Source organism: Rickettsia honei RB (assembly GCF_000263055.1).
Lineage (GTDB): Bacteria > Pseudomonadota > Alphaproteobacteria > Rickettsiales > Rickettsiaceae > Rickettsia > Rickettsia rickettsii.
The window spans coordinates 312,020-338,797 of record NZ_AJTT01000001.1; the positions used below are offsets into that span (position 1 = coordinate 312,020).

Genomic DNA, 26,778 nt, shown 5'->3' on the forward strand with positions numbered 1-26,778 from the left:
AACATCTCGCTAATGGCAGAAGATGCAAAAGAATTTGTTTCTAAAAATTCTCAAAACGTTTTACAAAATGTAGAGAAAGTTTTAGAAGATGCCCCTCAAAATGAAGAAACTTTAGAAATTGGAATAAATACTGCTTTACTTAATAATGACATAAATAAAGCTAAGGAATATGCAAACCAATTAAGTAAGGAAAAACAAGAAGAAATTTTTACAAATGATTTTGGAGAGGTTAATGACGCAGAGGATTTAGATCAATTATTTAAGCAATATGATGCAAAAAAATTCATCAGTATTATCAGCTTAAAAAAAACAACAGCTTCATATATTAAGTCATAAAATTACTCATTATATCACTTCATGGAATATTCCAGAGAAAGGGTATATTAAAAATACTGAAGCTACTTATATAGGTAAATATAAAGGTCAAGATTGTTATAGTATTATTGATGAAAAAATAAAGAAAGCTGTTGATTCTTTACTGCCACGGTTTGAGAAAGCTATGGAGAAAGGAATAATACATCATCCATATGGAATAAATGGAGTTAAATTTTTGAAAGAGAATGCTGTTGAAATAAAAATTAACGCCGGTAAACGTATATTAACGAATAAAATTTATGAAAACATAAGACACGAGTTATTAATAAATTTTGATTATGAGACCAACCCTAAAGAAGCTGAAGTATTTATTAACGGTCACCATTTGGAGATTTGCCCTACCGAAGGTTTATAAATTTTATCCTATATAATTGATATTCTCTAACCTTCTTTGAACACTGAAAAGCCTCTACTTTATGCTGCGTTCACCGTTTGATACCTTTGTAGCAATACCGAAAAATGGAGAATGGTGAGTGATAGTGGGCTCGAACCACCGACCTTTACGATGTCAACGTAATGCTCTAACCAACTGAGCTAATCACCCTTATAATTTTTTTAATCTTTATGTAGTGTTGGCTTTATCGAATTATGGACCTTATAATATTTACAATTAAGATAAGTGTCAATTGATTAGTTCAAGTGATATGTTAAAAAGATTATATTGATAAAAAATAGTTATATTGCATACATTTATTAAAAAAACAGAAAAAACTCCTAAAACAGCTATTGCAATAACTAAAACTTAAGATTAAAGGAAGGTTTTAATGAAAAACTTTGATGAATTTAAAAAAGAGTTATTATCAAACCCCGAAGTAAAAAAAGCTTATGAAGAACGAAAAATGGAATTTGAGATAGCAAGCACTTTAATCAAGGTTCGTCTTGCATCTAATATGACTCAGGCGGATGTTGCTAAAAAAATGTCTCATTCTCAAGCGCAAATAGCAAGAATGGAAAGCGGACATCATATTCCTAATTTCTTAAGCCTTCAAAAATACGCTAAAGCTGTAAATCAAAAAATTAATTTGTTGATTACCCCATCATAGGGTGTACTACTAAATCTATATGTAGTTTTTAACCCTTGTTTTTTTAAAAAATTCATTAATGTACTAGATTTCAAGCTTTATTTCCATTATTTATAATATTTTATTATTTAGTCTATAATTTTATGGTGGATTTAAAAACTAAAGCCTTTGATATTTCTCAAAATTTCACTATTTCTCTTGACGGTCCTGCTGCTTCAGGTAAAGGGACTATCGGTTTAATACTAGCCAAGAAATTTTCTCTTAAATATTTTCAGTCAAGTATTGTTTATAGGCAGCTTGCGTTTGACTGTATTAGTCAAAAAATAGATGTCACTGATATAGATGCGGTAATTGCTTTATCTAAAGAATTAAAACTCGACAATAATTTTGACTTAGAGAATGAGAATATAGGAAATATAGCATCGCAAATTGCCGTAATAAGTGAAATTAGAAATAATCTAAACAAATACCTGATTAATCTAGTAAAAACAACACCTAGAATGATTATGGAGGGTAGGGATATAGGCACCGTTGTTGCACCTGACGCCGATTTAAAGATTTTTATAACCGCAAATCCTCAAATTAGGGCTGAAAGACGATATAAGCAGTTGCAAGCAAAAGGAAAAACATGTATACTCGATGAGATTTTACGGCAAATAATTTTGCGAGATAAAAGAGATAAAGAGCGAAAAGCTGCACCGTTATTACCGGCTTCAGATGCTTTAATTATCGATACTTCAAAGCTTTCGGCTATGGAAGTCGTAGAAGAAGTAACAAATTATATAAAGAATAAAATAACTTGAAAAAGTGCTAGGTTATTTTATTCGATTTTATGGCGTTATTGCATGGCTAGTATGTCATTCCCGCGTAGGCGGGAATTCAGTAACTAAAAGGTAAAAAAACACTGGATTAATATTAAAAGCTCAATTTCGCTTTTTCTGGATTCCCGCCTACGCGGGAATGACATAGAACGCTTTTTTTAGCCATGCAAGAGCATCCAATTTTATTAACCTTTCAAAAAAATTTTATTAGCCTAGGCACTTTAGCTAATATTACGAGAAGAATATGTCAATAAAACTAAAACAACGATTTGTTCCACAACTTGCAGCAATGAATCACGAATTTGCAGAAGATTTCTCTAAAATGCTTGAAACCGTTGATACAAGTCATATAAAAGAAAAAACGGTAGTTAAAGGTCAAGTAATCGAAATAAAAAACGATATAATTATTGTTGACGTTGGATTAAAAAATGAAGGTAGAATACCTAAGTCTGAATTTTTAGCTTTACCTGAAGTTGGGGACGTAGTTGAAGTTTTCATCGAGAAAATTGAAGGACGTAACGGCAGAACAATATTGAGCCGTGAAAAAGCAGTTAAAGAAGAATTATGGGGACAACTAGAAATTATGTGTTCCAAGGGCGAATTTGTCGACGGTACGATTTTCGGTCGTGTAAAAGGAGGCTTTACCGTGGATTTATCCGGTGTAGTAGCATTCTTACCGGGAAGCCAAGTTGACGTTAGACCTATTAAAGATCCTACTTCTATAATGAATATCAAGCAACCGTTTAAAATTTTAAGTATGGATAAAAAGCTTGGTAATATAGTAGTTTCAAGAAGAGCTATTTTAGAAGAATCACGTTCCGAAGCTAGAGATGAGATGCTATCTAAAATTAAAGAAGGCATGGTATTAGAAGGAACCGTAAAAAATATTACTGATTACGGTGCGTTTATCGATCTTGGAAGTGTTGACGGTTTATTACATTTAACCGATATTTCTTGGGGAAGAGTTAACCATCCTTCAGAAGTGTTAGACTTTAACCAAAAGGTTAAAGTAATGGTTATTAAGTTTGATGAAAAAACCAAAAGAATATCACTCGGTATAAAACAACTTGATTCTAACCCATGGGAAGCAATTAAAGAAGAATTCCCCGTCGGTAAACAAATGACCGGTAAAGTTACAAATTTTGCTGATTACGGCGTATTTATAGAATTAAAAGACGGGCTTGAGGGACTTGTTCATTCAAGCGAAATTAGTTGGTTAAAATCTAATCAAAATCCTAGAAAAACGCTAACTATAGGGCAAGAAGTAGAATTCGTAGTTTTAGAGGTCGATACTGAAAAGCATCGTGTTTCTTTAAGTATTAAACAATGCCAAGAAAATCCTTTAACAAAGTTCGCTGAAAATAATCCTGTCGGTACTATAATTAAAGCACCGATTAGAAATATTACGGATTTCGGTATTTTTGTTGCACTCGGTAATAATATGGACGGCATGATTCATGAAGGTGATATTAGCTGGGAAGATAAAGGAACGGATCTATTAAAATCATACAAAAAAGGTGACGAAATAGAATGCAAAGTTCTAGCCATTAATATTGAAAAAGAACAAGTTAGTTTAGGTATAAAACAATTGTCGCCGAATCCATATCAAGAAATCAGTGATGAATATAAAAAAGGCACCATAGTTAAAGCCCTTATAACAGAAGTTAAAGATGAAGGACTCGAAGTATTATTAAACGATAAAGTAGCAGGTTTTATTAAAAGAACTGAACTATCGGATGAAAAAGACGAGCAGAAGCCTGAAATGTTTCAAATAGACAAAGAAATAGAAGCAAAAGTTGTTTCTATCGAGAAATCAACCGGTAGAATTTTATTATCGGTAAAAGCTCATAAAATAGCAGAACGTCAAAAAGCTCTCAAAGAATATGGTTCTAGTGATAATACTACCAATATGGGAGATATACTTGCTAGTGCTTTAGAAGATAAGAAGTAATAATCTATAAGTCCTTGCGAGGAGAAACTGTAAGTTTCAACGAAGCAATCTCAGGAGTTCTATGCTACTTCATGAGATTGCCACGTCGGTTATTAAAATAACCTCCTCGTAATGACGAAAAACTATTTAATTAATCAATTTCAGGAGAAAATATTAATGTCGTATGTACCGATAGTAATTGAACCAACATCACGCGGTGAACGTGCTTATGATATATATTCAAGATTGCTAAAAGAACGTATAATCTTTGTATGTAGTACTGTTGAAGATCATATGGCAAACTTAATTGTTGCACAATTATTGTTTCTTGAAGCAGAAAATCCTAAAAAAGATATATATATGTATATCAATTCCCCCGGAGGAGTTGTAACCGCAGGTCTTGCAATTTACGACACAATGCAATATATAAAACCTAAAGTGGCTACATTATGCATAGGTCAAGCTTGTTCTATGGGTTCACTTTTACTGTGCGGGGGCGAGAAGGGGATGCGTTATAGTTTACCTCACAGTCGTATTATGATCCATCAACCATCAGGAGGTTATAAAGGGCAAGCTACCGATATAGAAATCCACGCTCAAGAAACCCTAAAAATCAAAAGGTTACTTAACGAATTGTATAGTAAACATACTGAACAAGAGTTAAAACATATCGAAAAAAGTATGGAACGTGATAATTTCATGTCACCGGAAGAAGCAAAAAAATTTGGATTAGTAGATAATATAATGTCTTCCAGAGATGCTATGGCATTGTTAGCAAAATAAAGATTAAATTTTATAGATTTAGTTTTATTATTATAGTATAAGAGAATTAATTTGTTATAGTCAAGTCAGTGGGATTTGCACACCAGAAGCGAGGAGTTAAACCTAACTAATAGGAGAACGACGAATGACGATGCAGGCGAGTCCAAATCAATTGACTATATTGGGGTCATAGCTCAGTTGGTAGAGTGTTTGAATGGCATTCAAAAGGTCGGGGGTTCGACTCCCCCTGGCTCCACCATGTCTTATTGCTATTTCAATTTATAAATACTTCACACAGTAAACATATCATAAACTAAGGACTTTTTGCTTTTCAAAAAAAGTTAGATAATATTCAAAAAAAAATACTTCAAAATAAAAAATCAATTAGAAATCTTCACAGAACCTAGATATATTAATATAGATTAAGTGTAAAAAGAATTAGTGAGAAAATGCTAAAAGATCAGAATTTAGATATAGAAAGAAAGCAAGACCATATTGAAATTAATCTTACGAAAAACGTTGAATCTACACTTAAAAGCGGTTTTGAATCTATTCACTTTATTCACAATGCATTACCGGAAATTAACTACGATAGCGTAAATACAACTACTACTTTCCTCGGAAAATCTTTACAAGCACCTATCCTAATTTCTAGTATGACCGGAGGCACGACTAGAGCTAGAGATATTAACTATAGACTTGCACAGGTTGCTCAAAAAGCCGGTATTGCTATGGGGCTTGGCTCTATGCGGGTTTTGTTAACGGAACCGGATACAATCAAGACATTTGCAGTAAGGCATATAGCTCCCGATATCCCTTTACTAGCCAATATCGGTGCAGTACAGCTTAATTACGGAGTGACACCTAAAGAATGTCAGTATTTAGTGGATGCTATTAAAGCCGATGCCTTAATTTTACACTTAAACGTGTTACAGGAACTGACTCAGCCGGAAGGTAATAGAAACTGGGAAAAGCTGTTACCTAAGATAAGAGAAGTGGTTAATTACCTCTCTATTCCGGTAATTGTTAAGGAAGTAGGATACGGTTTATCTAAAAAAGTTGCTGAGAGTCTTATTGACGCAGGGGTTAAGGTTCTTGATATTGCAGGGAGCGGTGGGACATCTTGGAGTCAAGTAGAGGCTTATCGTGCTACAAATTCGTTACAAAACCGTATAGCTAGTAGCTTTATTAACTGGGGAATCCCGACTTTAGATTCTCTAAAAATGGTACGGGAAGTTTCAAAAGATATTCCGATTATTACCAGTGGCGGGTTAAAATCCGGCATTGACGGTGCAAAAGCAATTCGTATAGGAGCTAATATTTTTGGACTTGCCGGTCAATTTTTAAAAGCGGCAGATACTTCTGAAAGCTTGCTTTCCGAAGAGATACAATTGATAATCGAGCAGCTTAAAATTACCATGCTATGCACCGGATCACGCACTTTAAAAGATTTAGCAAAAGCAGAGATTAGGTTGTAGTAAAATTTATATTCATAATATATTGGCACCAAATTCAAAAATAACTCTTTCGGCCTTATAATCACTCATTTGAACAAGTTTAATTTCCTCAAGATAAATTACCTTTGGTAAATTCGTTAATGACTTTCCGCCAAAATATTAATGCCGGCTTATTTTCAGGAATAACCGCAACTTCCCATAATCTTTTATGCATTTGCCAAATTTGCTTAGCTACTTGCCTACCAACTCCTTTATTTTGAAATCTTGCTATAATAAAAAATTCCCCCATATTCCAATCGATTTTATAATGCGTTCCAACCTTATTAAGCAATATAAAACCTGCTATTTCGTCATTTACTTTAATTCAATAGGCTTTCCTATCCGTTTCTATAAAATATTTTTTGTAATCATCAGCTTCACATAAACCATCTCGTGGCAATGTCCAATCATATTCATCTGATTCAAACCCACAATAACGCGATATATCATATATATAAAACCGTACCATATTTTGGATTAGAGGGTAATCAGCAACGGTTGCAGTGGTTAAACGTATATTCTTTACAGATTCATTCTTCATAACTCTTTTCTTAAATATAATTTAGCCATTTCTCCGGCATTATGATAACCTAGCACTTCATAAAATATATGCGTACTGTCTTTAGCACATCGATAACCAGAAGTAAAATCAACGATTACGAGGCTATATTTTTTTGCTATTTCTTCTAAATATTCCATAAGCTTTTTACCTATTTGTTTTCCCCGATAATTCTCATCAATAACTAAAGCTTCAATATGAATTCTAGTTTTATCTGAGGCGAAAAGCAGCGATTTAGACCAAGCAATAAATCCAACTATTTTATTATCTAAACTAGCTAAAGCAACACCATACCCCTCACGATTTATAAAATTCTTAAAACGTGCTATTAATTCTTCTGAACTAGAAGGATAGCCAAGTTGAGCCATCAAAGGTAAAATATTTGTAATATTATCAGGAGTTGCTAAACTAATATTTACACTACTCATAATTATCCTTTTTCTCTTCGTTTCTTTAACCTAGCTAAATCTTTTGGACTAGGTAAATAGCTTTTTAATTTAGTAGGTAAATTCTTCGGTTAATTTAAGTTTAAATTTACCCGTTTTTAATTCAATAACAACATAGCATTTAAGTTTAACATGATAAAAAACTAAATCTAAGTAATAATCCTCTCCTTCTAATTCTATAGGTATGGATTACCTATAAATGCAAAATCTTGACCGAGTTCTAATAAAAAATCCTTAATATTATCTATTAGCTTATTTTCTAGTTCTCGTTCTAAAATATTTTCTTTAATATCTAGAAATTCTAAATTATAAGGATTTTTTATAATTGATTTTGCTAAATCAGACTGCATTGCCGGTAAAGTATGTCCAAAATTATTTATACTTTTTCCTGATCTTGCGTATAAATTGCTTTTAATTTGAAAGGTTAGTACGTTACGTGACCAACCGTTTTCTATAGTTTTGTGTGCATACATACCAAAGCCTTTCAGTATGATTTTTAACTTTTGAGACAATGACTATATGATATCCCCAGGGAATTTCTCCAACAGGCTGTTGGGGGATTTGTTCATCATTATATTCTTCAGCAAATTGCCTCATATAAGAAATATTTTCTATAACTTTTGCTCCCCACTTCTCAAGCTTTTGATGTTTAATTATTTGAAAACCAATATTTCAATTCTGCTAAAGCACTTGCCGTTAGATCACTAACATCTATTTCTAACAAATGAGAATGCGTTATATTAATTAACTCTGTATTTCCTTCAATACTCAAAGATTTATAACACAAAACTCTATCGGGCCTTTGTATTCGTTTATTATTTTCCTCTACTGAAATAAGTAGTTTTACCAGTACAACAAGAGAGTCACGCTGCAAAGCCATATTTTCTACTTGCTTAAAAAGCTTATGATTACCTTAATTATCTTCTAAGACATTGGTTAATATTAATATTATTATATGGCTTTTCGGTTATTTAGGTATATGTTAAATATTGCTGAATATCATAGAAAGTACTAAAAAACACAAAATTTCCTTTCATATATCCTTTAGTGTTTTATAATGGCATACAAAAATATACTGCTCCTTTAAATTTATGGGAATTATTTGAAAATAGTGAATTAGTAAAAGCTACTTGGATTAATGATTATCAGCTAATTAATGTTCATGAAATTCCTGATGAAAAATTGACAGAAAATACTTGGTGAAGCACATTCATACACAAAATTTGTTAAAGAGATGGTAAGAAATAGCAGACCTTTTACCTATATTTGCTGAGGTTAATATAGGGATTGATTATATAGAGTTAATTTTATTCTACATTTTGACCAAACTCGGTCAAAATGATATAATAGAAATAGAAAAAATACTTAAATCACAATTAATATAGCCAAAAATTTAATCACAGCTGGTGTAAAAACTGATTTAATAGCTACCTCAACCGGATTAAAGAAGGAAGAGGTTGAAAAACTTAAATAAATTACTTATACATGTATTTATTATCATTTATATTAGGAGGATTAAATGCATTACTCCGTCAATTACATTTATCAATTCGCTCTATAGAGTTTTATAAAGATGTATATAAAAACTATCAAGGGTACGGAATAAGATATGTATTTACCTTATCTTTTATTCCATCAATAATTTATTGTATTTTTATATTAAATTACATAATAACTTTAAAAGATTATTTTAACGGAATACAATCATCAAAAGTTACAGCCAACATTGAATATATTATCAATCAATTACCGGAAATTAAATATAATAATTCAAACATTTCAGTTGAAGAAGTAGAGCCTATATATTTATATAGCAAGAATAACAATAAAATAGTCGTCATTGATACAAAAAATCAAGTTTCTAACAAAGAAAAAAGCAAAATACCGTTTGTACTTGAAGAGAATAAGCTGAAGATAAATTTAATTGTAGCCAATACTAAGAAAAATTTCCCAAGTACTGTTAACTATTCTGAGATATTCAAGCAAAATGAAGTAATTTTAACTCCTGAAATAATAAAAAAATATTTTGCCGATCATTTATTATATGCACCAAATTTATTTATTTATTTCGGTATGCCGGCTATTATATTATTTTGGTTTGTAACATTCTTATTAGAGAGAAGTATTATAGTTTTGTTAGTATATAGCTTAGCTAATTTACTTACTACTAAAACTTCAATACAAACTTCTATAAGGTTAGTAATGTTTTCAAGCGGAGTCCCGATAATATTACAACCGGTTATTATTATATTAATACCGGAATTAAGCATATTATTACAGCTACTACAAATGTTTACAACTTGTTTAGTATTTGTCGCTATTTGGCAAATTAACAAGAACCTATCGCACTATATGTAAGAAAAATCAGTTATCATATAATATGTGATTTTAAATCCTCAATTTACTAAAAAAACAACCTATTATTAAAAAAATAAAAGTTTTTATTGTTAAAATGAAACCTAAAGTTATTTTTTATAAATTTAGGTAATTTAAATGGGTAAGAAAAAAAAGAAAGTAAGGTTTGCAGAAGAGCCGCAAGTTAAGGAATTTTCACAAGATAAAGAAGCAACAGAAGTAGACCTTATAAGAGGAAGAGTAATTAATATTTATGATAAAGGCGGCTACTTAAAGCCGGATCAATTGGTAATTCATGAACGAGAAGCTATTGGAGTAAAAAATGTTGAAGTAAAGAGCAATCTAAATTTCTTTCAACAAATTTTCGCTGCAGTAGGTCTTATAAAGGACACAAAAACAATCAAAGAAGAATTTACTTATACTATCGGCGATATACAAGGAATATTAAAGGATAATGGTTAATTTATTAATAATTCTGAAGAAATTAGAAAATTTGTTGATAAAAATAGAGATATTCAAATTGCAGATATTGACGGTATCGGTATTGGTAATTTAAATCATCAGGGTAAAATACAAATTAATTCAAAGTTTGGACTAAGTAATGAAAAAATTATTCTTTATAAGGATGGTCAATTAGCTGCTATTGCAAGAAAACGTCCACTTATAAATCAAGAAGGAGAGCCTTTATACAAAGATAACTTAGTCCAAAAAGATAATAAAGTTTATCTAGTTGGAGATGTCAGAAGAAATATTGATACACCTTTTAGAGATCCCAAAACTAGAGCTAGAGATAATTGGAATAGATTAATAAAGAAATTTAAGCATGCTTTAATACCGGAACATGAGTTAGGAAAATTAAACGATGCAATAGTAGATTCTGTAAGAGTTAAAGTAGTTCATCCAAATCCAAAACTTGCAGAACATCATCTTCAAGAAATAGCTCAAGGTAAACAAATATGGGATGGGCATAAATTTAAAATATTACGTATGGGACCAGAAGAAAAAAAATCACCAATTATTCTATGATACCTCCTCTCAAAGATTACTTGATGCTAACGGTAAAGTAGCTTCTACTATCGGTAAAGAAAGTAAAAGCATGAATCATGTTCAAGCATTTGTAATGGGAGAGGATGGAACAATTTATATGGGTACTCATAAAAATCAATATTTGCCAAATACTAAAAATACTTGTTCACGGTTCATTTTTAAGTGGAAAGCCTGCGGAAGCATCAGGATTTATAGGTATAAATGATAAGGGAAAAATTGATTACCTTCGTAATATAGCGGTCATTATCAATCTGAAGCTTTAGATATGTACTGTGCTGTAAAAAAATACAAGAAACTATGCCCGGTGCTTTAGATAAAAATTGTCAAATCGATATTCAAGGGCATCTACGAATACTTGTTACTGATTTTGTAAAAAATATGGAAACCAAAGTAGGTTTCAGAAAAAATGCTAAAACTCATTATGAAAAACTAAGAGAGGAAAGAATAGAAAAAATTAAAAATTACCAAACTAATTTAAAAAATATTGCTACTTCTGCAAAACCTAAAGCTAGAAATAGAACAACAAACAGAGGGCGTGGATAATAAATTAACTATTTATAATTAAATGTCATTCCTGCGAAAGCAGGCATCCAGCTAAATGTCATACTCCAGCATTGTTGCGTGGATTGGTAAAACCCATTATGTCACCTAGTTCGCTTGACCACTGGGACCATAAAAATAATTTAAAGTACTAAATATTTAATTGGGTCCCGCTACAAGCTTGCGGGATGATGACAAAGCAATTTTGGATTCCCGCTTCTAGCTAGGAATGATATCGAAGGTGTTTTTTGCACCATGCAACAACGTCCCTAGGTAATGTTGGATTAACACTTATTTATAATATTCTCTCCTTCTTTTCTACTGCTACTAGTTTTTACACAATTAAATTTTAGTTTATATTAACAAGCTAATTTTTTATTAAATAATATAATTATATACTTGACTAAATTACTTGGGTATTGTAGATATTAAACAATTTTAAGTTTTAATAGGTTGGTTATATGATGCTGACGACGAAAGGAAGATATGCCGTAATGGCAATACTTGAAATGGCTTCAAAATCAAGTGCCGAACCGGTCACTTTGAATGAAATGTCCGTAAAACAAAATATATCGCTTAACTATTTAGAGCAGATATTTTCTAAACTTAAAAAAGCTGATCTAGTTAAGGCTATTAGAGGATCGAAAGGTGGGTATATTTTAATCGGTAACCTAGAAGAAATAAAAATTTCCGATATTATGGACGCCGTTAACGAAAATTTTATAATGACTACCTGCTATAAGAAGTCAGTTAAAACCTGCGTGCCTGATACAATAAAATGTAATTCGCATAAATTATGGCAAGGTCTTGGTAAACATATTAGAGATTATTTTGAAAATATCTCAATTAAAGATGCTTTAAACTCAAATTTAAATATATGATATATTTAGACCATAATGCTACTACTTTTATCGACCCTAGAGTTAAGGAATTCATAATAAGTTTAATGGACAAGGAACTTAACCCTTCATCAGTACATAGCTCAGGTAGATTTGCTAAGAATCTCATAGAAACGGTACGCGCACAAATAGCGACGGCTCTTGGTATAACCTTATCATCTAGAGAATATGATATTACTTTTACTTCATCAGGAACTGAAGGTAATAATTTAATAATGAAAAATTTTTATGACGGCGATATTTTTATTTCAGCTATTGAACATTTATCGATCTATAACCATATAAACTACGCTCCAAATATTAAAGTTATAAGTGTTAATACGCAAGGGCTAGTTGATTTAGAACATTTAGAAGAGTTGTTAGCTCAAAGTAATACTAGTAAAAAACTAGTTTCCATAATAATGGCTAATAATGAAAGCGGAGTTTTACAAGATATAGCTGAGATAGGTAAAATAACTAAAAAATATGAGGCAAAATTTCATAGCGATTTAGTGCAAGGTTTTGGCAGAATACCAATAAATATCAAAGCATTAGGATTAGATTTTGCTACAATTTCAGGGCATAAAATAGGGGGGGGGCAGGGTGGTGCTGCTTTAATTTCTAGCTCTAATTTTCAAGTTACTCCAATGATTATAGGAGGAGGGCAGGAAAAATCAGTACGCTCAGGCACTGAAAATGTTTTAGCAATTGCAGGATTTGGTTTAGCTTCTGCATTGAGGACAGACAATATCTCAGAAAATTATATAAAAATCAAAAAGTTACAAGAAAATTTAGAGAAAAAATTAAAAAAATATCCTAATGTAAATATTGTTAGTAATAACGTAGCTAGGTTGCCTAATACTACCTTAATTACTATACCAAATACGGATGCACAAGCGAAATTAATCGGGTTTGATTTACATAATATTTGCGTAAGTTCCGGTTCTGCTTGTTCATCGGGGAAAATATCTCAATCGCATGTATTAACCAATATGGGTGTAGGGGAAGAAGAAGCAAAATCTTCGATTAGGATATCTTTAAGCCATACTAATACGGTAAGTGATATAGAGGCTTTTATAGAGGCTTTTGAGGAGATTTACGATGTCATTCCTAGCTAAAAGCTACGTTGTTGCACAGCTCCGTTTATGTCATTCCCGCTTCCGCAGGAATGACATCGATGACTGTTTAAACTATACCAAAACATGAATTAATTTAACCATATGAACCCACAATTAAACAATTTAACCTTACCGATATATATGGATTATCAGGCGACGACTCCAATAGATCCAAGAGTAATGGAGGCAATGTTGCCTTATTTTACTACCAAGTTCGGCAATCCTCATTCACGCAGCCATTCTTTCGGTTGGGAGGCAGAAAACGCCGTTGAAGAGGCAAGGAGTATGGTAGCAAAGTTAATAGGAGCGGATACTAAAGAAATTATTTTCACTTCCGGTGCAACTGAGTCTAACAATCTTGCAATAAAGGGAATAGCAAAATTTTACAGCAATAAAAAGAATCATATTATTACCGTAGTCAGTGAACATAAATGCGTACTTGATGCTTGCAGGCATTTAGAGCAAGAAGGTATAAAAATCACATACTTACCGATTAAGCCAAATGGAATAATCGATTTAGAAACTCTAAAAAATTCCATTACCGATCAGACTATGTTAGTTTCAGTTATGGTGGTTAATAATGAAATAGGTGTTGTTCAGCCTTTAAAGGAAATCGGGGAAATTTGCCGTGAAAAGGGCGTTTTTTTTCATTCCGATATTGCTCAAGGTTTTGGTAAAATTCCAATTGATGTTAACGCATTTAATATTGATCTTGCCAGTATCTCAGGGCATAAAATTTACGGTCCGAAAGGAATAGGTGCATTATATGTAAGGAAAAAACCTCGTGTGCGTGTTACACCGCTCATAAACGGTGGCGGGCAGGAGAGAGGTATGCGTTCAGGTACGCTACCGACTCCTTTAATCGTAGGGCTTGGCATGGCTGCTGAAATAGCGTATAGTGAGATGGAAAAAGATACTAAGCACGTAAATTACTTATTCGACAGATTTTTAAATAATATACATAAGCGAATTTCAGAAGTTTATTTAAATGGCGATAAAAATCAAAGATATAAAGGTAATTTAAATTTAAGCTTTGCCGGAGTTGAAGGAGAATCAATGATCCTTGCCATTAAAGATTTAGCGGTTTCCTCCGGTTCTGCTTGTACTTCTGCCTCTTTAGAGCCGTCATATGTTTTACGTTCTATGGGAATCGGTGAAGAGCTTGCCCATACTGCAATTAGGTTCGGCATAGGTAGATTTACTACCGAGCAGGAAGTTGACTACGCAGTAAATTTAATATGCTCAAAAATCGATAAACTAAGGGAATTAAGCCCTCTTTGGGAAATGATGCAAGAGGGAATTGACTTGAAAAAGATTAAATGGGCTGTACATTGAGAATATCGGCATTGCGAGCAAGCCGTAGGCTGCGTGGCAATCTTGTCAAATATCCTGAGATTGCTTCGTCAAAACTTGCAGTTTTTCCTCGCAATGACGGCTCAGGTATTCACGCAAGTATAACATACAAAACCAAATTTTAGAGAATAACAATGGCTTATAGCAAAAAAGTGATAGATCATTATGAAAATCCTCGTAATGTTGGATCGCTTGATAAAGAAAATAAAAATGTTGGTACAGGACTAGTTGGAGCTCCTGCTTGCGGTGACGTTATGAAGTTACAAATCGCAGTTGATGATGACGGGATTATTACAGATGCTAAATTTAAAACATTCGGCTGCGGTTCAGCTATTGCTTCAAGTTCTTTAGTAACGGAGTGGGTTAAAGGAAGATCGGTAGAAGATGCCGAGACTATTAAAAATACCGAAATAGCAAAAGAATTGTCACTTCCACCGGTCAAATTACATTGCTCACTACTTGCTGAAGATGCAATAAAAGCAGCTATAGCCGATTACAAACAGAAAAAAGAAAGCAACAAAGACTCTTAAAATATGAAAAATGTTATTTCATTAACCGATTCTGCTGCAAAGCAAGTAAAATTGCTAATAGAAAAACGCGCCAAGCCTACCTTTGGTATTAGGGTAGGGGTTAAGTCAGGCGGTTGTGCCGGTCAGACTTATTACGTGGAATATGCCGATAGTAAAAATCAATTCGATGAAGTAGTTGAAGAAAAGGGCGTACGGATACTAATCGACCCAAAGGCATTAATGTATATTCTAGGTTCTGAAGTGGACTATGTAGAGACTAAATTCAAATCCCAATTCACTTTCACCAATCCTAACGAAAAAGCTAATTGCGGCTGCGGCAAATCTTTTAGCGTGTAACACTTTAGAATCAATAAAGGTTTTAAAATATGTTTAACTGGGTTTATAATAAAATATTTAAAATATTCTCTTATCCTTCACCTAATATTGAAAGCTTACGAAAAGCACTAGAGGAAAGAATTGATTTCTTTTCTCCGCTTAATACAGAAGAAAAGGAAAGAAGGTCTGAAATTAGACTTATGAGAGATGCTGATATCGAAAATGATAAAAAGTCTATTCTAGAAGCAATAGTAAAAAAGGACAAATTACTTTAGAACCCTATACGGAAATACCTTTAAAAGAAAGTTTGCTATTTAATCACAAAAAGGTTTTAACGCAATTAAATAACGGTATTAAAGATTCTGCTACAGAGCAAGTTAAATTATATTTAACTAAATCCTGAACAGGAGTATCATAATTTTGTGAAATTTTTGATACATCTCCTGATTTCACTGTATAAACTTTAGCGGCGCGATTTGGCATATTAATTCCTAAGATTATTTTTGATAGCTTAAAAAGCTATCAATCTTTTGTTTTAGAAATCAAGAGTAAAATAATTATAGTAGTTTTAACTATTGCTAAAAATCATTATTTCAGCTATGTTAAAGCTGTTTCTTTAAATTAGATTAATATGTCACAAAAATTAGGTTTCTGGGCGGTTTTTGCCTTAGTAACCGGCAGTCAAATCGGTACTAGCGTTTTTATATTGCCGTTAAGTTTAGCACCGTTCGGTATATACAGCATTTGGGGCTGGGTACTTTCATTATTCGGTGCTATGAGTATAGCACTTGTATTTTCTACCCTTTGTGCAAAATTTCCTAAAACAGGAGGTCCGCACGTTTATGTACAGGAAAATTTCGGGGATACAATAGCTTTTTTCACCGGTTGGACTTACTGGGTTATATCCTTTGTCAGTACAAGTATAGTAGTCATTTCGGCAATAGGTTATCTAACGCCTTTTTTTAAATCACAAGCGATTTTAGACTTAATATTACAGATCATATTATTAGGTGCTATTATGGTTTTAAATTTAAAAGGTCCTGAAGTAGCAGGAAAAGCAGAGTTTTATTTAACTCTCTTAAAATTTGTTCCATTGCTTATAGTAGGTTTCTGTGCTTTATCACATTTTAATATAGATAATATAACTATTGCCGAGGAAGTAGAGAATTTAAGCATTCCGAGCATTATGGGAAGAGTTGTACTTCTTACTTTTTGGGGATTTATCGGCATAGAATGTGCAACTACCACAGCAGGTGCGGTAAAAGATCCGGCAAAAACCATTCCACGAGCCATAATAGTTGGAACTTTTTGCGTAGCAGTGTTATATATTATTAATAGCATAGGTATAATGGGATTAATCCCTGCTTCTGAACTTGTCAGTGCTAAAGCTCCTTATGCCGATGCCGCTTCATTATTATTCGGAAGTAAATGGTCAAGCGTAATTACGGTTATAGCCTCGATTATATGTATAGGTACGCTCAATGCTTGGGTGCTAACTAGCGGACAGATAGCTCTTGGGCTTGCAGAAGATGGTTTATTACCGAAATTTTTTGCTAAGAAAAATAGCAATAACGCTCCAACTCACGGAATTATTGTAAGCTGCCTTGGCATTGTGCCTTTATTAGTCTTTACGGCAAATGATAATTTTGCCAAACAGATTACACAAATAATAGATTTCTCGGCAATCACATTCTTATTCGTCTATTTAATTTGTAGCTTAGCTTTTTTAAAGGTGATTTTTAGCTCAAAAGAAAATTTTTCTTATTATTATTTACTTATAGCTATAATATCGATTATCTTTTGTGCATGGGTTATCTATGAAACACCTGTTAAAACTCTGATTATAGCTAGTTCTTTTACTATCTTTGGTATTCCTTTGTATTATGGATGGTATAAATGTCATTCCCGTCTATGAGCGTTGCCTAGCTGGATGCTGAGCTGTCATTGCGAGCGACTGAAAGGAGCGTGGCAATCCAGAAAAAATAATAAAAAATTCTGTAAGTCAGAATTTTTTAACTGGATTGCTTCGTCAATTACTTAAGTAATTGCCTTGCAATGACGGCTCAGCCTCCAAGCGGGCAAGAGCACGACATAAGAGATATAAACATGACAAAAATCCGCATTAATCTGCTTAGAAATTTATTCACAGAATATGATATAGACGGTTATATAATTCCGTCTAACGATAAATATATGAGTGAATATGTTCCAAGCTATGCAAAGAGACTTGAATATATAACAGGTTTTACTGGTTCAAACGGTATAGCTATTATATATAAAGATACAGCATTATTCTTTACCGATGGACGTTATTTAGAGCAAGCAAATAAAGAGCTGGATTTAGAGCTTTTTAAGCTTTTTGACTTAAAAGATATATCTAAGTTTGGTAAAGATGCAAAAATAGGATACGATTCTGAATTATTTACTTATCCCACTATATCAAATTTAAAGTTCAATTTTCAGAAGATTAATGGAAATTTAGTTGATAAGATTTGGCCAAATCAGCCGCTAGAGCCAAATTCTAAAGTTTATTTGCATGATATTAAGTTGGCGGGCGTTAGTCATACTGATAAAATAAGTAAATGTCGTAAAATTTTTTTGGATTCCCGCTTTTGCGGGAATGACATAGAGGAAAGCGGGAATGACACCGAGCAATCTGCCTTAGTCATTCTCGATAGCTCCTCCATATGTTGGTTACTAAATTTGCGTGCCAGTGACGTTGCTTATACGCCTTTAATGTTTGCAAAAGTTATACTCACTTCTACACAATTATATTTGTTTATAAATCCTACAAGAATCGATGTCGAAATTATTAATGCTCGTCCTGAAATAACGATTTTACCGGAAGAAGAATTTGAAAATATTTTAAGAAATAGCGAGAATAAACATCTTTCCAAACCAGCTTATAGAGAGGAACTTAAAGGAGATACGAAACGCAGCACCGCAGCGTACAAAAGCGTAAGTGAGGATGCGAGTATCGGATCGATGTCTAAATTACCTCTAGAAGCGAAGTGTGGGAAGATGTCTAATATTTTTATTGATGATACTATAGCATCTGTTCATATAATGGACTTAGTAGCTGATAAAAAAGTACAAAAAATTACCGATCCATGCTTAATGCTTAAAGCTTGTAAGAACGATGTAGAAATTAAGCATGCAATCGATTTGCATATTAAAGATGCAGTAGCTTTATGTGAATTTTTTGCTGATTTTTCTCAATGTCATCCCCGCGGAAGCGGGGATCCAGAAAAACATAATAACGAATTGACCGAGTATTCCCTCGGTTTAAAGCTTACAGAGCAACGAGCTAAACAAGAGGGATATGTTTCGGATAGTTTTCCTGCTATTTGCGGATTTCAGGAAAATAGTGCTATTATTCATTATAGAGCTGACCAAAAAACTGCTAAAAAAATTGAAGGGCAGGGGATATTACTGATAGATTCCGGCGGTCAGTATCAAGGTGCTACTACCGATATAACTAGAACAATAGTAATAGGTACACCGACAGATGAGCAGAAAAAGCGTTATACGCAAGTACTTAAAGGACATATTGCTTTAGCTAAAGCCAAATTCCCAAAAAATATCATCGCAGGAGCTAATCTTGATATACTCGCTCGGCAATATTTATGGCAAGAAATGCTAGATTATCCACACGGTACAGGGCATGGGGTAGGGAGCTTCTTAAGTGTTCACGAAGGACCGCAAAGCATAAATCTTCGTAATAAAACAATACTTAAAGCAGGTATGATCTTATCTAATGAACCGGGTTTTTATGTTCCGGGGAAATATGGTATTAGGATTGAGAATTTGATGTATGTAAAAGAAAATAATGGATGGCTTGAGTTTGAGACATTAAGCCTAGTGCCTTATGCTAGTAAATTGACTGATATGAAACTACTGAATATTGATGAAATAAACTATATCAAGGAATATTATAACAAAATTAGAGCTAAAATTTATGATTTATTATCCACGCAAGCGAGGAATTGGCTTAATAATGAAATAAATTTATATTGTAATTGACGTTTCCGCTATTTATTGGTATAAAGTCTATACATTTCTAATTCTAATTTTCTACATTGGGACGTCGCCAAGTGGTAAGGCAACGGTTTTTGGTATCGTCATCCGGAGGTTCGAATCCTCCCGTCCCAGCCATTCGTCAATTTTCAATATAAAGTAATTGTTCTATAATCTATATTATGGAAAATAAATGATAATTTATTTAGTGATGGTGCATTCGATTGGATTTGAACCAACGACCTTTGCCTTCGGAGGGCAACGCTCTATCCAGCTGAGCTACGAATGCAAATAACTAATAAGAGCGATCCAAAATCGAAAACAAATAGTCTTTATAAATATTCTGAACCGGAATTTTATTTAATAACTTACTTGCTGCATTTTCTAAGTTACTCAAATAATTAACTGTTTCATTGTAAATTTCATGCTTTACCATTAAGTCATGTATAAATAACTAATAAGAGCGATCCAAAATAAATTTAATAATCGAAAACAAATAGTCTTTATAAATATTCTGAACCGGAATTTTATTTAATAACTTACTTGCTGCATTTTCTAAGTTACTCAAATAATTAACTGTTTCATTGTAAATTTCATGCTTTACCATTAAGTCATGTATTTTTACAAAGTCATCTTTAGTACGCTTATCACATTTAATTATATTTTCAAGCCAAAGCTGCTTATCTTGCGCTAACTTATTATATAAAAAAATCAGCGGTAACGTAACTTTTCCTTCTAAGAAATCATCGCCAACATTTTTGCCTACCTGTTTATCATTACCCAAATAATCAAGCAAGTCATCTATAACCTGAAATATCGTACCGAGTAATTTCCCAAAGTCCTGCATATCTTTAGAAATATGGTCTCCCTGCTCTGCTATAATAGCTCCAACTGCACAAGCAGTTCCAAATAGTTCGGCGGTTTTAGATTTAACTATTTGCTGATATTCGTCTATAGTTATAATACGTCGTTCATTTAACTTCACTAGCTGTACTACCTCCCCTTCGGAAATAATTGCTGAAGCTTTAGCTAGAACATTCATAGCTTTAATAGAGCCGGAAGCTACCATTAACTTAAAAGACTGACTAAAGAGGAAATCACCCACTAAAATACTTGTTTTACTGCCCCAAATAACGTTAGCCGTAGGTTTGAATCTTCTTAAAGTGCTGTCGTCTACCACATCATCATGAAGCAATGTGGCGGTGTGAATGAATTCAACTGCACTTGCGAGCTTTATATGATTATCGCCTTTATAATCAAACATTTTAGCAGTTATTATAGTTAAAAGCGGACGAATTCTTTTACCTCCTGCTTCTAGTAAATATTTACCAATCTTTTCTATCAACTCTTCATCACTTTTTAAACAGCTAATGATTAAATTGTTTAACTTAGTTACTTCATCTTTTAAATCTTGCTGTATTTTTACTATAATATTCATGGTTGGTATTTTTATAAATTGTTCTGTCATTGCAAGAAAAAATTGAAAATTTTGACGCAGTAATCTCGTGCCAAAATCCTGAGATTGCCACGCTCCTTTCAGTTGCTTGCAATGATGATTAACGAAGTTCATCGAGTATACATTCCTCTAATATTTTTTGATTAACATTAGGAATTAACTCCATAATTTTTTCTTTTACATTTTCACCGGGTTGCACTTTTTTTACTGCTGCTTGATATAAAGATAAATAATATAAAGGTATAAGTTTATTTATATCATCTATATTACCTATTTTAGCTTTGTTTAAATCTGACAAATCAAACACATACTCAATGCTAGCATCAATTAAATTAGATGAATTCGGGTGATCAGAAATAGTTTTTAAAAATGATTTCAAAGCATTCCCGTATACTTCCTTACTCTCTTCCGAAAAATCTTTAAAATCCCCTACTCCGTATATATATGCACTTAAAACATCTATTATTCTAGAGTAATCATTAATTATTATCGTACCTTTACTGTAAGAATCTTTAAGAGCATTTACTATAGTTTCATTTGTTATATTAAATCCCGATGCGTTTGAATAGAGACTTAAAGCATTTATCTGTGCTCTAGTTAATTTGTTTAATTCAGTTACTAAATTAATATTTAAATTAAAATTATATTCCCTATCTTCAAAAATACTAAAATTATATTGTTTATTATTATTTAAAATATAGCTTAGTTCATTATTAAAATCTTGATATAGCTTATTATCAGAAAGTTTAAATAAATAGGTTTGCTTATCGTAATATTTCTTTATAAATTCTAATGAACCTATTATAAAACCAGGTTTTAGCTTAAATTGCGAATCTACCAAAAGATCAATATTATTATTGCCGAAATCGTTTAACTTACCTTTATATAATAAATTAATATTATTTTCAAAGTTATTACTATTGATTTTTGCATTAGTAACTTCAATTGTTAAATCTTTAGCAATATCTTTAAAATGCACACTACTAGTACTAATCAAGAAATTACCGGAAAATTTGAAATTATTATTCCAAGCGGGTCTATATAATAATAAGCCGGCAGGTATTATTCTATCTTCAAGGTTACTTTGTACTATTTCGGTTTCATAATAAATTGCTAATTTTTGCGGTATGTTATCAAGGAAATCCTGTTTACTTGTATAATACTTACTTTTGTCAAATAACATAGTAAGTATAGTATGATCTTCTTCATATAATTTTTGATTATCGACTAAGTCAAAAATTTCTGTTTTACCGGAAGTAAATTTAATATTTTCTATTAAATTTATAACTTCAAATAAATCTTTTTTAAATCGTACTATTTCAAATAATTTAAAATTTAACGGTATTTTTGTTGATAATATACAGTTCTCATTATAAAATCTTACTCCAAAGCCTCTTTGAACCGGCTTAAATTTTCCGAATGCTTCTCCGGAAAAATGTATAAATAATTTCTGCTTAAGTAAATCATAACCGATATTTATCGGTGTGGTAAATTCAGTTACTCTATTAATACTCTCTTCTTGCCAATTAATTACTGAAATACCTAATTTGAAAGGAAAACCATATGGCTGAACTTTAGAAAACTTAATAAGATATTGCTGATTAGGATTATTATCAGCCTCTTCTATATTAAGGTTGGTACCGGCATATTTTTGATTTATAGAGTGTGATAAAGAGAACATAATAGTAAACCACAACCCACTATATGCGAGTATAATAAAGATAGTTATAAATAATATTATTTTAAGAATTTTTTTCATCTTTAAATCGGTATTATAGTGTGATTTTCTGTTGTTGTGCAGTCTACGACTGCTCGCAATGACTGGGTGGTATTCACGCAACAATGCCCGCTTGCAATGACGTTTACTTACACAGCTCTACATATTCCTTATTCAATTTTATAACGTTCCAAATCCATAAACTCATCATAACTATAAAAGTTACTAATAAATATATTATAATAGAATCAAAGGTAGCAGTCGGAATAATAATAAATATCAAAGACTGTATAAATGCTCCAAGCGATTTACCGAATTTAGTACCTATTACCTCTACGGCAGCTTTTCCCTTAGTTCTAAGCTCTAAAGATAAAGGAATATACGCCATTTCTTTTGTTGAATCGAATAATGAATATTTGGACGATTTACTCAGTATGTTCTGAATTGCTCCAACAATAATCGCTGCATATAGAAGATTAAAATCACCAAAACATTCTCCTATTTCTTCAATAAAAATTATAAAGATAAAAAACATCAAGCCGGTAATAGACAACATAATAGGAGTTAATAATGCAGAAATGAGCCAACCGAGTCTTCTAAGAATATTACTGCCTATTATCATGAAAGTAACGCATGATATCCCCATCCAAATATTAAACCTGCCCATAAAGTTAACATAGTCTATAGTGTTTGGATGTAATTCTTTTATTTTTGCTTTCCAAGGTCCTTCAACTATATTTATTAATAATCCATAATAGATTATTAATAAGGCAATACGACCTATATATTTTGAGTGAATTATTAATTTGATACTTTCAATTACCGAAAGTTTTGTTTTCATTTTAGCTGTAACTTTTTTTGCATCTAAAACATTTATGGAATCTGTTAAAATAAATCTATTTATTATTCTAAATAGAAGCATAGCAATTATTCCTGCAGTAACAATAATTGACATGATTGGCTGAAGCATTATAGCATTTCCGGCAGATGAATTAAAAGAATCCGGTAATAATTCTGAATCAATGACGTCCTGCCCGCTTGAGAAAAAGACAAGTACGCTGCCTGCTATTATAAGACCGATATTACCGACCATTCCAAGAACGGGATAGAATCTTTTAGCTTTAGAAGTATCAAAAATGTGATTGGCAAACTGCCAAAACATTAAGTTTATGACTACTGCACTCCATAATTCCGCGAAAATATACATCAGTGCATAACTCCATTGACTACCTATTTTAATAAACCATTTAAAATTAGGGTATGAAGCAATTAATTTATTTATCATTTCATCATTAGGATGATAAATATCTTGATTTGGATAAATAATATAGGCAAATAATAAGAAAAATAGTAAAAAACTGCCGACTATAATGTAGAAAATATATTCAAAATTTAAGTTATTACTAAGTTTAACATAAAGTACTGTAAAAATTACGCACGAGGGTAATACTAACCATAATTTTAAGAAGCTAATAATTTCAGCCCCCATAGAGGGTACTACTAAACTATCTTTGATAGATCTTAAAGCCCCAAAATTAAAAAGGATACATAACATCATTAAAGCCATAGGTATAAATAGCTTTAATTCTTTCCTTTCTATAGGCCACATTATTTCTTTAACTTTTTCAAAGAAAATTTTAGGCGGTAACATTTTTATTGTAACCTTACATATTAAAGTTAACTTTTAAATCTCTTCAGTGCTAAAGTCAATTAAAATAATTAATTTATACTACTCCAAGGTGTTATTTCTTTATATCGCCAGTAATATTTTGTGATCTTATCTAATTTGTCCTGATTTGTCTTCCATAATTCCTGCTTATCGGTAGTCCATGGCTTAGGTCCTGCATAGTGTAAAATGAAGTAAGAAAAATAAGGGTTTTGAGTCTCAAAATATGTAAAACAGTTCCATCTCATCGATTTGACTTTTGTAAAGTTTCTAAAAACATATTTTTATCTTGCTTTTTTTTGCATATTTTTTAAGTTTAAAAATACTACCCCGCTATTTTTATAAGAATGAGCTATATTTCTCTTACATTCTTTTGTCACTTTATGACTAATCTATGGGAGTTATTTGAAAACAGTGAACTTGTAAAAAATACATATGGATTAATGATTATCAGTTAATTAATGTTCAAAATATTTCTGATGAAAAATTAAAAGAAAAAGCTTGGTCTGGAATCTTGCAGTTTTTTTTAAAACATATCCACAAACGAGATTTATTAAAGAGATGGCAAGAAGTAGCTGATCTTTTACCAGAATTTATTAAAGTTAATATCGGTATAGATTATATAGAGCTAATTTTGTCCTCTACACCTTGAATCAGATTAGGGAAAATGATAAAATAGAAGAGGAAACCTTATGAATAGCTTAGCTCATAGTTAGATAAGAAAGATATTGAGAAATTAAAATAACATGATTACATTACATGCCGCAAATAAACAGAAGACTCACATTTTTGCATATTAAGCCTATAGGAACTTAGAGCTAAAGGCATATATACTCGATCAACTTCAAAAATTGGCTATGTTGTCTCATAAGCTCTGCGGTGCTCACGTATTAAGTATACGCTCCGCTCCTCGCCTTATAGACTCCTTGCTCTTTTTGAAGTTGATCTTCGTCTATCAATTCTTCATTTACTCGAAATATATAAATTCATGTTAAATAACTCTCGTTTATGTATTATTTGGTTGTTTGGGCTTATTAGCGGTTTTAATCTAATGATTACCGGTAATACTTTAAATTATTGGCTTGCTAAAGAAGATATAGCACTGCAAACAATCGGTATATTATCATTCATAACGCTTCCCTACTCTATTAATTTCTTGTTAGCACCGATTTTTGATGCAGTGCAAATTAAATATTTAAACAAAATATTCGGTCATAGATTATCTTGGATTTGCTTAACTAGTAGTGCATTGATATTTCTTATATATATTTTCAGCTTTCTAGATCCTAGTACTAATCTATTATTATTTGCTTTCACGGCTTTAATTATTTCTTTTTTTAGTGCTGCACAAGATACTATATTAAGTGCTTTAAGAACGGAAATAGTACCTAAAGAATCGCTTGGGTTTACTTCAGGAATATATATATTCGGTTATCGGGTCGGTATGCTTTTAGCCGGTTCTGGAGCTATTTATTTATCTATTTATTTAACATTTAATGAAATATATAAAATCTTTGCCGGTTTAGTATTTATTTATTTAATTTTATTGATTGTAGGAATTAAGTATTGTTATTTAAACGAGAACATACATATACAGATAATCAAGAATGATATAAAAAATAATCAAAATAAAAAAAACATAATAAATTTTATATATAATGCGTTAAAACCTATAGGTTCTGTTTATTTCATTATTCTTATATTAATTTTCCTAGTATTATATAGGTTACCGGATAACTTAATTAATGTTATGATTAATCCGTTTTTGCTTCATCTTAAGTATGATGCTTTTGAAATAGCAAGCGTTGGAAAGTTTTGTGGAGTTGTAGGAGCTATAATCGGTGGACTTGTCGGCGGGGTTATTATGAAACATAAAAATATATTAAATAGTATATTTTTATTTGGTATTATTCATGCTTTAGGACATATTTTATTTATTTTTCTTGAAATAAACGGTAAAAATTCTTTATTATTATTTATTACGGTAGGAATAGCAAGTATTACCGGCGGTATGACAATGACTGCTTATATCGCTTTTATTTCTGCACTCTGTCAAGGTAAATTTCGAGCTACTCAATATTCTTTTCTTTCATCGATGATGGGGATTTCGCGCTCAATTTTTCCTATAATTTCAGGCTATATGGTAGTAAATTTCGGTTGGCAAAATTTCTTTTTATTTACTACTATTATAACTATTCCGTCTTTATTAATATTATTAAAAATAAAAACTAAATTACAATAATGAAGGATATAATTAAGTATAATATAATATTTTTAATACCGTATTTTGCTATTTCTTCCATTATACCAAGTATTTTTATATTAAATCAAAGTGCAAAATATCGTAACTTCAAAAAAGCTCTACCTAGTGTAAT

Annotated in this window: 30 protein-coding genes, 4 tRNA genes and 5 pseudogenes; 25 read left to right on the forward strand and 14 right to left on the reverse strand. The window is 31.7% G+C overall.

Annotation, left to right across the window (positions count from 1 at the left end; genetic code table 11):
• Window positions 1-12: 12 nt before the first annotated feature.
• Together WSW_RS0101840 and WSW_RS0101845 are read left to right on the forward strand one after the other, a co-directional pair.
• Window positions 13-336 carry a hypothetical protein gene (locus WSW_RS0101840; RefSeq protein ID WP_016916848.1) on the forward strand — a complete coding sequence of 108 codons (324 nt, stop codon included), beginning with the start codon at window positions 13-15 and terminating at the stop codon, window positions 334-336.
• A gap of 163 nt (window positions 337-499) precedes the next feature.
• Window positions 500-730 carry a hypothetical protein gene (locus tag WSW_RS0101845; RefSeq protein ID WP_016916849.1) on the forward strand — a complete coding sequence of 77 codons (231 nt, stop codon included), beginning with the start codon at window positions 500-502 and terminating at the stop codon, window positions 728-730.
• A gap of 112 nt (window positions 731-842) precedes the next feature.
• On the opposite strand, the gene WSW_RS0101850 is transcribed toward WSW_RS0101845, so the two are convergent.
• Window positions 843-919, reverse strand: a tRNA-Val gene (locus WSW_RS0101850).
• Window positions 920-1,139: 220 nt separating this feature from the next.
• Between WSW_RS0101850 and WSW_RS01000000107960 the strand changes: the two genes are divergently transcribed.
• The 6 genes from WSW_RS01000000107960 (at window position 1,140) to fni (ending at window position 6,388) form a co-directional block, all read left to right on the forward strand.
• Window positions 1,140-1,418 carry a helix-turn-helix transcriptional regulator gene (locus WSW_RS01000000107960; RefSeq protein WP_016916850.1) on the forward strand — a complete coding sequence of 93 codons (279 nt, stop codon included), beginning with the start codon at window positions 1,140-1,142 and terminating at the stop codon, window positions 1,416-1,418.
• Window positions 1,419-1,540: 122 nt separating this feature from the next.
• Complete coding sequence (gene cmk / locus WSW_RS0101860; RefSeq protein WP_012719757.1) at window positions 1,541-2,200, forward strand: (d)CMP kinase; 660 nt, start codon at window positions 1,541-1,543, stop codon at window positions 2,198-2,200.
• 262 nt (window positions 2,201-2,462) lie between these two features.
• Window positions 2,463-4,169, forward strand: coding sequence for a 30S ribosomal protein S1 (locus tag WSW_RS0101865; RefSeq protein ID WP_016916851.1), 1,707 nt, complete (start codon window positions 2,463-2,465; stop codon window positions 4,167-4,169).
• Between the two features lie 156 nt (window positions 4,170-4,325).
• A complete protein-coding gene (gene clpP / locus WSW_RS0101870) occupies window positions 4,326-4,931 on the forward strand; it encodes an ATP-dependent Clp endopeptidase proteolytic subunit ClpP (protein ID WP_004998361.1) in 606 nt (201 codons plus the stop codon).
• 162 nt (window positions 4,932-5,093) lie between these two features.
• A tRNA-Ala gene (locus tag WSW_RS0101875) sits at window positions 5,094-5,169 on the forward strand.
• 190 nt (window positions 5,170-5,359) lie between these two features.
• On the forward strand, window positions 5,360-6,388 hold the full coding sequence (gene fni / locus WSW_RS0101880; RefSeq protein ID WP_012719760.1) for a type 2 isopentenyl-diphosphate Delta-isomerase: 1,029 nt from the start codon (window positions 5,360-5,362) through the stop codon (window positions 6,386-6,388).
• Window positions 6,389-6,476: 88 nt separating this feature from the next.
• Here fni and WSW_RS0101885 read toward each other — a convergent pair whose 3' ends face one another.
• The 6 genes and pseudogenes from WSW_RS0101885 to WSW_RS0101905 form a co-directional block, all read right to left on the reverse strand.
• A complete protein-coding gene (locus tag WSW_RS0101885) occupies window positions 6,477-6,698 on the reverse strand; it encodes an acetyltransferase (protein WP_012719761.1) in 222 nt (73 codons plus the stop codon).
• Between the two features lie 33 nt (window positions 6,699-6,731).
• Window positions 6,732-6,947 carry a hypothetical protein gene (locus WSW_RS0101890; protein ID WP_016916853.1) on the reverse strand — a complete coding sequence of 72 codons (216 nt, stop codon included), beginning with the start codon at window positions 6,945-6,947 and terminating at the stop codon, window positions 6,732-6,734.
• Window positions 6,944-7,393, reverse strand: a complete 450-nt coding sequence (locus WSW_RS0101895; RefSeq protein WP_016916854.1) for a GNAT family N-acetyltransferase — start codon at window positions 7,391-7,393, stop codon at window positions 6,944-6,946. Before WSW_RS0101895 ends, WSW_RS0101890 begins: the two co-directional genes overlap by 4 nt.
• Window positions 7,394-7,462: 69 nt before the next feature.
• A pseudogene (locus WSW_RS1000000112730) lies at window positions 7,463-7,884 on the reverse strand (PDDEXK nuclease domain-containing protein).
• Window positions 7,844-8,008, reverse strand: coding sequence for a DUF1016 N-terminal domain-containing protein (locus tag WSW_RS1000000110280; RefSeq protein ID WP_081497780.1), 165 nt, complete (start codon window positions 8,006-8,008; stop codon window positions 7,844-7,846). Before WSW_RS1000000110280 ends, WSW_RS1000000112730 begins: the two are co-directional and overlap by 41 nt.
• A gap of 52 nt (window positions 8,009-8,060) precedes the next feature.
• Window positions 8,061-8,291 carry a hypothetical protein gene (locus tag WSW_RS0101905; protein ID WP_016916856.1) on the reverse strand — a complete coding sequence of 77 codons (231 nt, stop codon included), beginning with the start codon at window positions 8,289-8,291 and terminating at the stop codon, window positions 8,061-8,063.
• Between the two features lie 167 nt (window positions 8,292-8,458).
• On the opposite strand from WSW_RS0101905, the gene WSW_RS1000000112735 reads away from it, so the two are divergent.
• The 11 genes from WSW_RS1000000112735 to WSW_RS0101960 all read left to right on the forward strand — a co-directional run bounded on the left by WSW_RS1000000112735 (window position 8,459) and on the right by WSW_RS0101960 (window position 15,822).
• A complete protein-coding gene (locus WSW_RS1000000112735) occupies window positions 8,459-8,614 on the forward strand; it encodes an Rpn family recombination-promoting nuclease/putative transposase (RefSeq protein WP_016916857.1) in 156 nt (51 codons plus the stop codon).
• A gap of 282 nt (window positions 8,615-8,896) precedes the next feature.
• Window positions 8,897-9,769, forward strand: a complete 873-nt coding sequence (locus tag WSW_RS0101915; protein WP_012736814.1) for a DUF1189 family protein — start codon at window positions 8,897-8,899, stop codon at window positions 9,767-9,769.
• A 135-nt stretch (window positions 9,770-9,904) separates the two neighbouring features.
• Complete coding sequence (locus tag WSW_RS1000000112740; protein ID WP_016916858.1) at window positions 9,905-10,228, forward strand: hypothetical protein; 324 nt, start codon at window positions 9,905-9,907, stop codon at window positions 10,226-10,228.
• 499 nt (window positions 10,229-10,727) lie between these two features.
• Window positions 10,728-11,018 carry a hypothetical protein gene (locus WSW_RS1000000112745; protein WP_016916859.1) on the forward strand — a complete coding sequence of 97 codons (291 nt, stop codon included), beginning with the start codon at window positions 10,728-10,730 and terminating at the stop codon, window positions 11,016-11,018.
• 92 nt (window positions 11,019-11,110) lie between these two features.
• Window positions 11,111-11,356 (forward strand): hypothetical protein, encoded by a 246-nt coding sequence (locus tag WSW_RS0101930; RefSeq protein ID WP_016916860.1) that lies wholly within the window; start codon window positions 11,111-11,113, stop codon window positions 11,354-11,356.
• A 458-nt stretch (window positions 11,357-11,814) separates the two neighbouring features.
• Window positions 11,815-12,234, forward strand: a complete 420-nt coding sequence (locus WSW_RS0101935; protein ID WP_012150915.1) for a Fe-S cluster assembly transcription factor — start codon at window positions 11,815-11,817, stop codon at window positions 12,232-12,234.
• Complete coding sequence (locus WSW_RS0101940) at window positions 12,231-13,349, forward strand: cysteine desulfurase family protein (RefSeq protein ID WP_016916861.1); 1,119 nt, start codon at window positions 12,231-12,233, stop codon at window positions 13,347-13,349. Before WSW_RS0101935 ends, WSW_RS0101940 begins: the two co-directional genes overlap by 4 nt.
• A gap of 102 nt (window positions 13,350-13,451) precedes the next feature.
• Window positions 13,452-14,684, forward strand: a complete 1,233-nt coding sequence (locus WSW_RS0101945) for an IscS subfamily cysteine desulfurase (protein ID WP_016916862.1) — start codon at window positions 13,452-13,454, stop codon at window positions 14,682-14,684.
• A gap of 152 nt (window positions 14,685-14,836) precedes the next feature.
• Window positions 14,837-15,232 carry a Fe-S cluster assembly scaffold IscU gene (iscU, locus tag WSW_RS0101950; protein ID WP_016916863.1) on the forward strand — a complete coding sequence of 132 codons (396 nt, stop codon included), beginning with the start codon at window positions 14,837-14,839 and terminating at the stop codon, window positions 15,230-15,232.
• Window positions 15,233-15,235: 3 nt separating this feature from the next.
• Complete coding sequence (locus WSW_RS0101955; RefSeq protein ID WP_016916864.1) at window positions 15,236-15,568, forward strand: iron-sulfur cluster assembly accessory protein; 333 nt, start codon at window positions 15,236-15,238, stop codon at window positions 15,566-15,568.
• Between the two features lie 29 nt (window positions 15,569-15,597).
• Window positions 15,598-15,822, forward strand: a complete 225-nt coding sequence (locus WSW_RS0101960; protein ID WP_016916865.1) for a hypothetical protein — start codon at window positions 15,598-15,600, stop codon at window positions 15,820-15,822.
• A gap of 43 nt (window positions 15,823-15,865) precedes the next feature.
• Here the strand turns inward: WSW_RS0101960 and WSW_RS1000000112750 are convergent, their stop codons facing one another.
• Window positions 15,866-16,030 (reverse strand): LysM peptidoglycan-binding domain-containing protein, encoded by a 165-nt coding sequence (locus tag WSW_RS1000000112750; RefSeq protein ID WP_016916866.1) that lies wholly within the window; start codon window positions 16,028-16,030, stop codon window positions 15,866-15,868.
• Between the two features lie 148 nt (window positions 16,031-16,178).
• Here WSW_RS1000000112750 and WSW_RS0101970 point away from each other — a divergent pair, with 148 nt between their 5' ends.
• The 4 genes and pseudogenes from WSW_RS0101970 to WSW_RS0101980 all read left to right on the forward strand — a co-directional run bounded on the left by WSW_RS0101970 (window position 16,179) and on the right by WSW_RS0101980 (window position 19,702).
• A complete protein-coding gene (locus WSW_RS0101970) occupies window positions 16,179-17,462 on the forward strand; it encodes an APC family permease (protein WP_016916867.1) in 1,284 nt (427 codons plus the stop codon).
• A gap of 15 nt (window positions 17,463-17,477) precedes the next feature.
• A pseudogene (locus WSW_RS1000000112755) lies at window positions 17,478-17,589 on the forward strand (lytic transglycosylase domain-containing protein); the annotation flags it as partial.
• Window positions 17,590-17,602: 13 nt separating this feature from the next.
• Window positions 17,603-19,570: a M24 family metallopeptidase gene (locus WSW_RS0101975; RefSeq protein ID WP_016916868.1), complete on the forward strand. Its 1,968-nt coding sequence runs from the start codon at window positions 17,603-17,605 to the stop codon at window positions 19,568-19,570.
• Between the two features lie 57 nt (window positions 19,571-19,627).
• A tRNA-Gln gene (locus WSW_RS0101980) sits at window positions 19,628-19,702 on the forward strand.
• 74 nt (window positions 19,703-19,776) lie between these two features.
• Here WSW_RS0101980 and WSW_RS0101985 read toward each other — a convergent pair.
• The 6 genes and pseudogenes from WSW_RS0101985 to WSW_RS1000000114090 form a co-directional block, all read right to left on the reverse strand.
• A tRNA-Arg gene (locus WSW_RS0101985) sits at window positions 19,777-19,853 on the reverse strand.
• A 6-nt stretch (window positions 19,854-19,859) separates the two neighbouring features.
• Window positions 19,860-20,012 (reverse strand): annotated as a pseudogene (locus WSW_RS1000000111465) (polyprenyl synthetase family protein); the annotation flags it as partial.
• 6 nt (window positions 20,013-20,018) lie between these two features.
• Entirely contained in the window at window positions 20,019-21,002 is a 984-nt protein-coding gene (locus tag WSW_RS0101990; RefSeq protein ID WP_029374943.1) for a polyprenyl synthetase family protein, read from the reverse strand.
• Window positions 21,003-21,120: 118 nt separating this feature from the next.
• Window positions 21,121-22,779 (reverse strand): hypothetical protein, encoded by a 1,659-nt coding sequence (locus tag WSW_RS0101995; protein WP_016916870.1) that lies wholly within the window; start codon window positions 22,777-22,779, stop codon window positions 21,121-21,123.
• 103 nt (window positions 22,780-22,882) lie between these two features.
• Entirely contained in the window at window positions 22,883-24,388 is a 1,506-nt protein-coding gene (gene tlc3 / locus WSW_RS0102000) for a nucleotide exchange transporter Tlc3 (protein WP_016916871.1), read from the reverse strand.
• 68 nt (window positions 24,389-24,456) lie between these two features.
• A pseudogene (locus tag WSW_RS1000000114090) lies at window positions 24,457-24,789 on the reverse strand (glycosyltransferase family 8 protein); the annotation flags it as partial.
• Between the two features lie 3 nt (window positions 24,790-24,792).
• Here WSW_RS1000000114090 and WSW_RS1000000114095 point away from each other — a divergent pair.
• Window positions 24,793-25,096: pseudogene (locus tag WSW_RS1000000114095) on the forward strand (Rpn family recombination-promoting nuclease/putative transposase); the annotation flags it as partial.
• A gap of 295 nt (window positions 25,097-25,391) precedes the next feature.
• A complete protein-coding gene (locus WSW_RS0102005; RefSeq protein ID WP_016916873.1) occupies window positions 25,392-26,645 on the forward strand; it encodes an AmpG family muropeptide MFS transporter in 1,254 nt (417 codons plus the stop codon).
• Window positions 26,646-26,778 lie beyond the last annotated feature (133 nt).

Bases quoted from the DNA above. Each gene is read 5' to 3' on its own strand.
- WSW_RS0101840 (WP_016916848.1), top strand. From the start codon at position 13: ATGGCAGAAGATGCAAAAGAATTTGTTTCTAAAAATTCTCAAAACGTT.
- WSW_RS0101845 (WP_016916849.1), top strand. From the start codon at position 500: ATGGAGAAAGGAATAATACATCATCCATATGGAATAAATGGAGTTAAA.
- WSW_RS01000000107960 (WP_016916850.1), top strand. From the start codon at position 1,140: ATGAAAAACTTTGATGAATTTAAAAAAGAGTTATTATCAAACCCCGAA.
- cmk (WP_012719757.1), top strand. From the start codon at position 1,541: ATGGTGGATTTAAAAACTAAAGCCTTTGATATTTCTCAAAATTTCACT.
- WSW_RS0101865 (WP_016916851.1), top strand. From the start codon at position 2,463: ATGTCAATAAAACTAAAACAACGATTTGTTCCACAACTTGCAGCAATG.
- clpP (WP_004998361.1), top strand. From the start codon at position 4,326: ATGTCGTATGTACCGATAGTAATTGAACCAACATCACGCGGTGAACGT.
- fni (WP_012719760.1), top strand. From the start codon at position 5,360: ATGCTAAAAGATCAGAATTTAGATATAGAAAGAAAGCAAGACCATATT.
- WSW_RS0101890 (WP_016916853.1), bottom strand. From the start codon at position 6,947: ATGAAGAATGAATCTGTAAAGAATATACGTTTAACCACTGCAACCGTT.
- WSW_RS0101895 (WP_016916854.1), bottom strand. From the start codon at position 7,393: ATGAGTAGTGTAAATATTAGTTTAGCAACTCCTGATAATATTACAAAT.
- WSW_RS1000000110280 (WP_081497780.1), bottom strand. From the start codon at position 8,008: ATGAGGCAATTTGCTGAAGAATATAATGATGAACAAATCCCCCAACAG.
- WSW_RS0101905 (WP_016916856.1), bottom strand. From the start codon at position 8,291: ATGGCTTTGCAGCGTGACTCTCTTGTTGTACTGGTAAAACTACTTATT.
- WSW_RS0101915 (WP_012736814.1), top strand. From the start codon at position 8,897: ATGTATTTATTATCATTTATATTAGGAGGATTAAATGCATTACTCCGT.
- WSW_RS1000000112740 (WP_016916858.1), top strand. From the start codon at position 9,905: ATGGGTAAGAAAAAAAAGAAAGTAAGGTTTGCAGAAGAGCCGCAAGTT.
- WSW_RS1000000112745 (WP_016916859.1), top strand. From the start codon at position 10,728: ATGGGCATAAATTTAAAATATTACGTATGGGACCAGAAGAAAAAAAAT.
- WSW_RS0101930 (WP_016916860.1), top strand. From the start codon at position 11,111: ATGCCCGGTGCTTTAGATAAAAATTGTCAAATCGATATTCAAGGGCAT.
- WSW_RS0101935 (WP_012150915.1), top strand. From the start codon at position 11,815: ATGATGCTGACGACGAAAGGAAGATATGCCGTAATGGCAATACTTGAA.
- WSW_RS0101940 (WP_016916861.1), top strand. From the start codon at position 12,231: ATGATATATTTAGACCATAATGCTACTACTTTTATCGACCCTAGAGTT.
- WSW_RS0101945 (WP_016916862.1), top strand. From the start codon at position 13,452: ATGAACCCACAATTAAACAATTTAACCTTACCGATATATATGGATTAT.
- iscU (WP_016916863.1), top strand. From the start codon at position 14,837: ATGGCTTATAGCAAAAAAGTGATAGATCATTATGAAAATCCTCGTAAT.
- WSW_RS0101955 (WP_016916864.1), top strand. From the start codon at position 15,236: ATGAAAAATGTTATTTCATTAACCGATTCTGCTGCAAAGCAAGTAAAA.
- WSW_RS0101960 (WP_016916865.1), top strand. From the start codon at position 15,598: ATGTTTAACTGGGTTTATAATAAAATATTTAAAATATTCTCTTATCCT.
- WSW_RS1000000112750 (WP_016916866.1), bottom strand. From the start codon at position 16,030: ATGCCAAATCGCGCCGCTAAAGTTTATACAGTGAAATCAGGAGATGTA.
- WSW_RS0101970 (WP_016916867.1), top strand. From the start codon at position 16,179: ATGTCACAAAAATTAGGTTTCTGGGCGGTTTTTGCCTTAGTAACCGGC.
- WSW_RS0101975 (WP_016916868.1), top strand. From the start codon at position 17,603: ATGACGGCTCAGCCTCCAAGCGGGCAAGAGCACGACATAAGAGATATA.
- WSW_RS0101990 (WP_029374943.1), bottom strand. From the start codon at position 21,002: ATGAATATTATAGTAAAAATACAGCAAGATTTAAAAGATGAAGTAACT.
- WSW_RS0101995 (WP_016916870.1), bottom strand. From the start codon at position 22,779: ATGAAAAAAATTCTTAAAATAATATTATTTATAACTATCTTTATTATA.
- tlc3 (WP_016916871.1), bottom strand. From the start codon at position 24,388: ATGTTACCGCCTAAAATTTTCTTTGAAAAAGTTAAAGAAATAATGTGG.
- WSW_RS0102005 (WP_016916873.1), top strand. From the start codon at position 25,392: ATGTTAAATAACTCTCGTTTATGTATTATTTGGTTGTTTGGGCTTATT.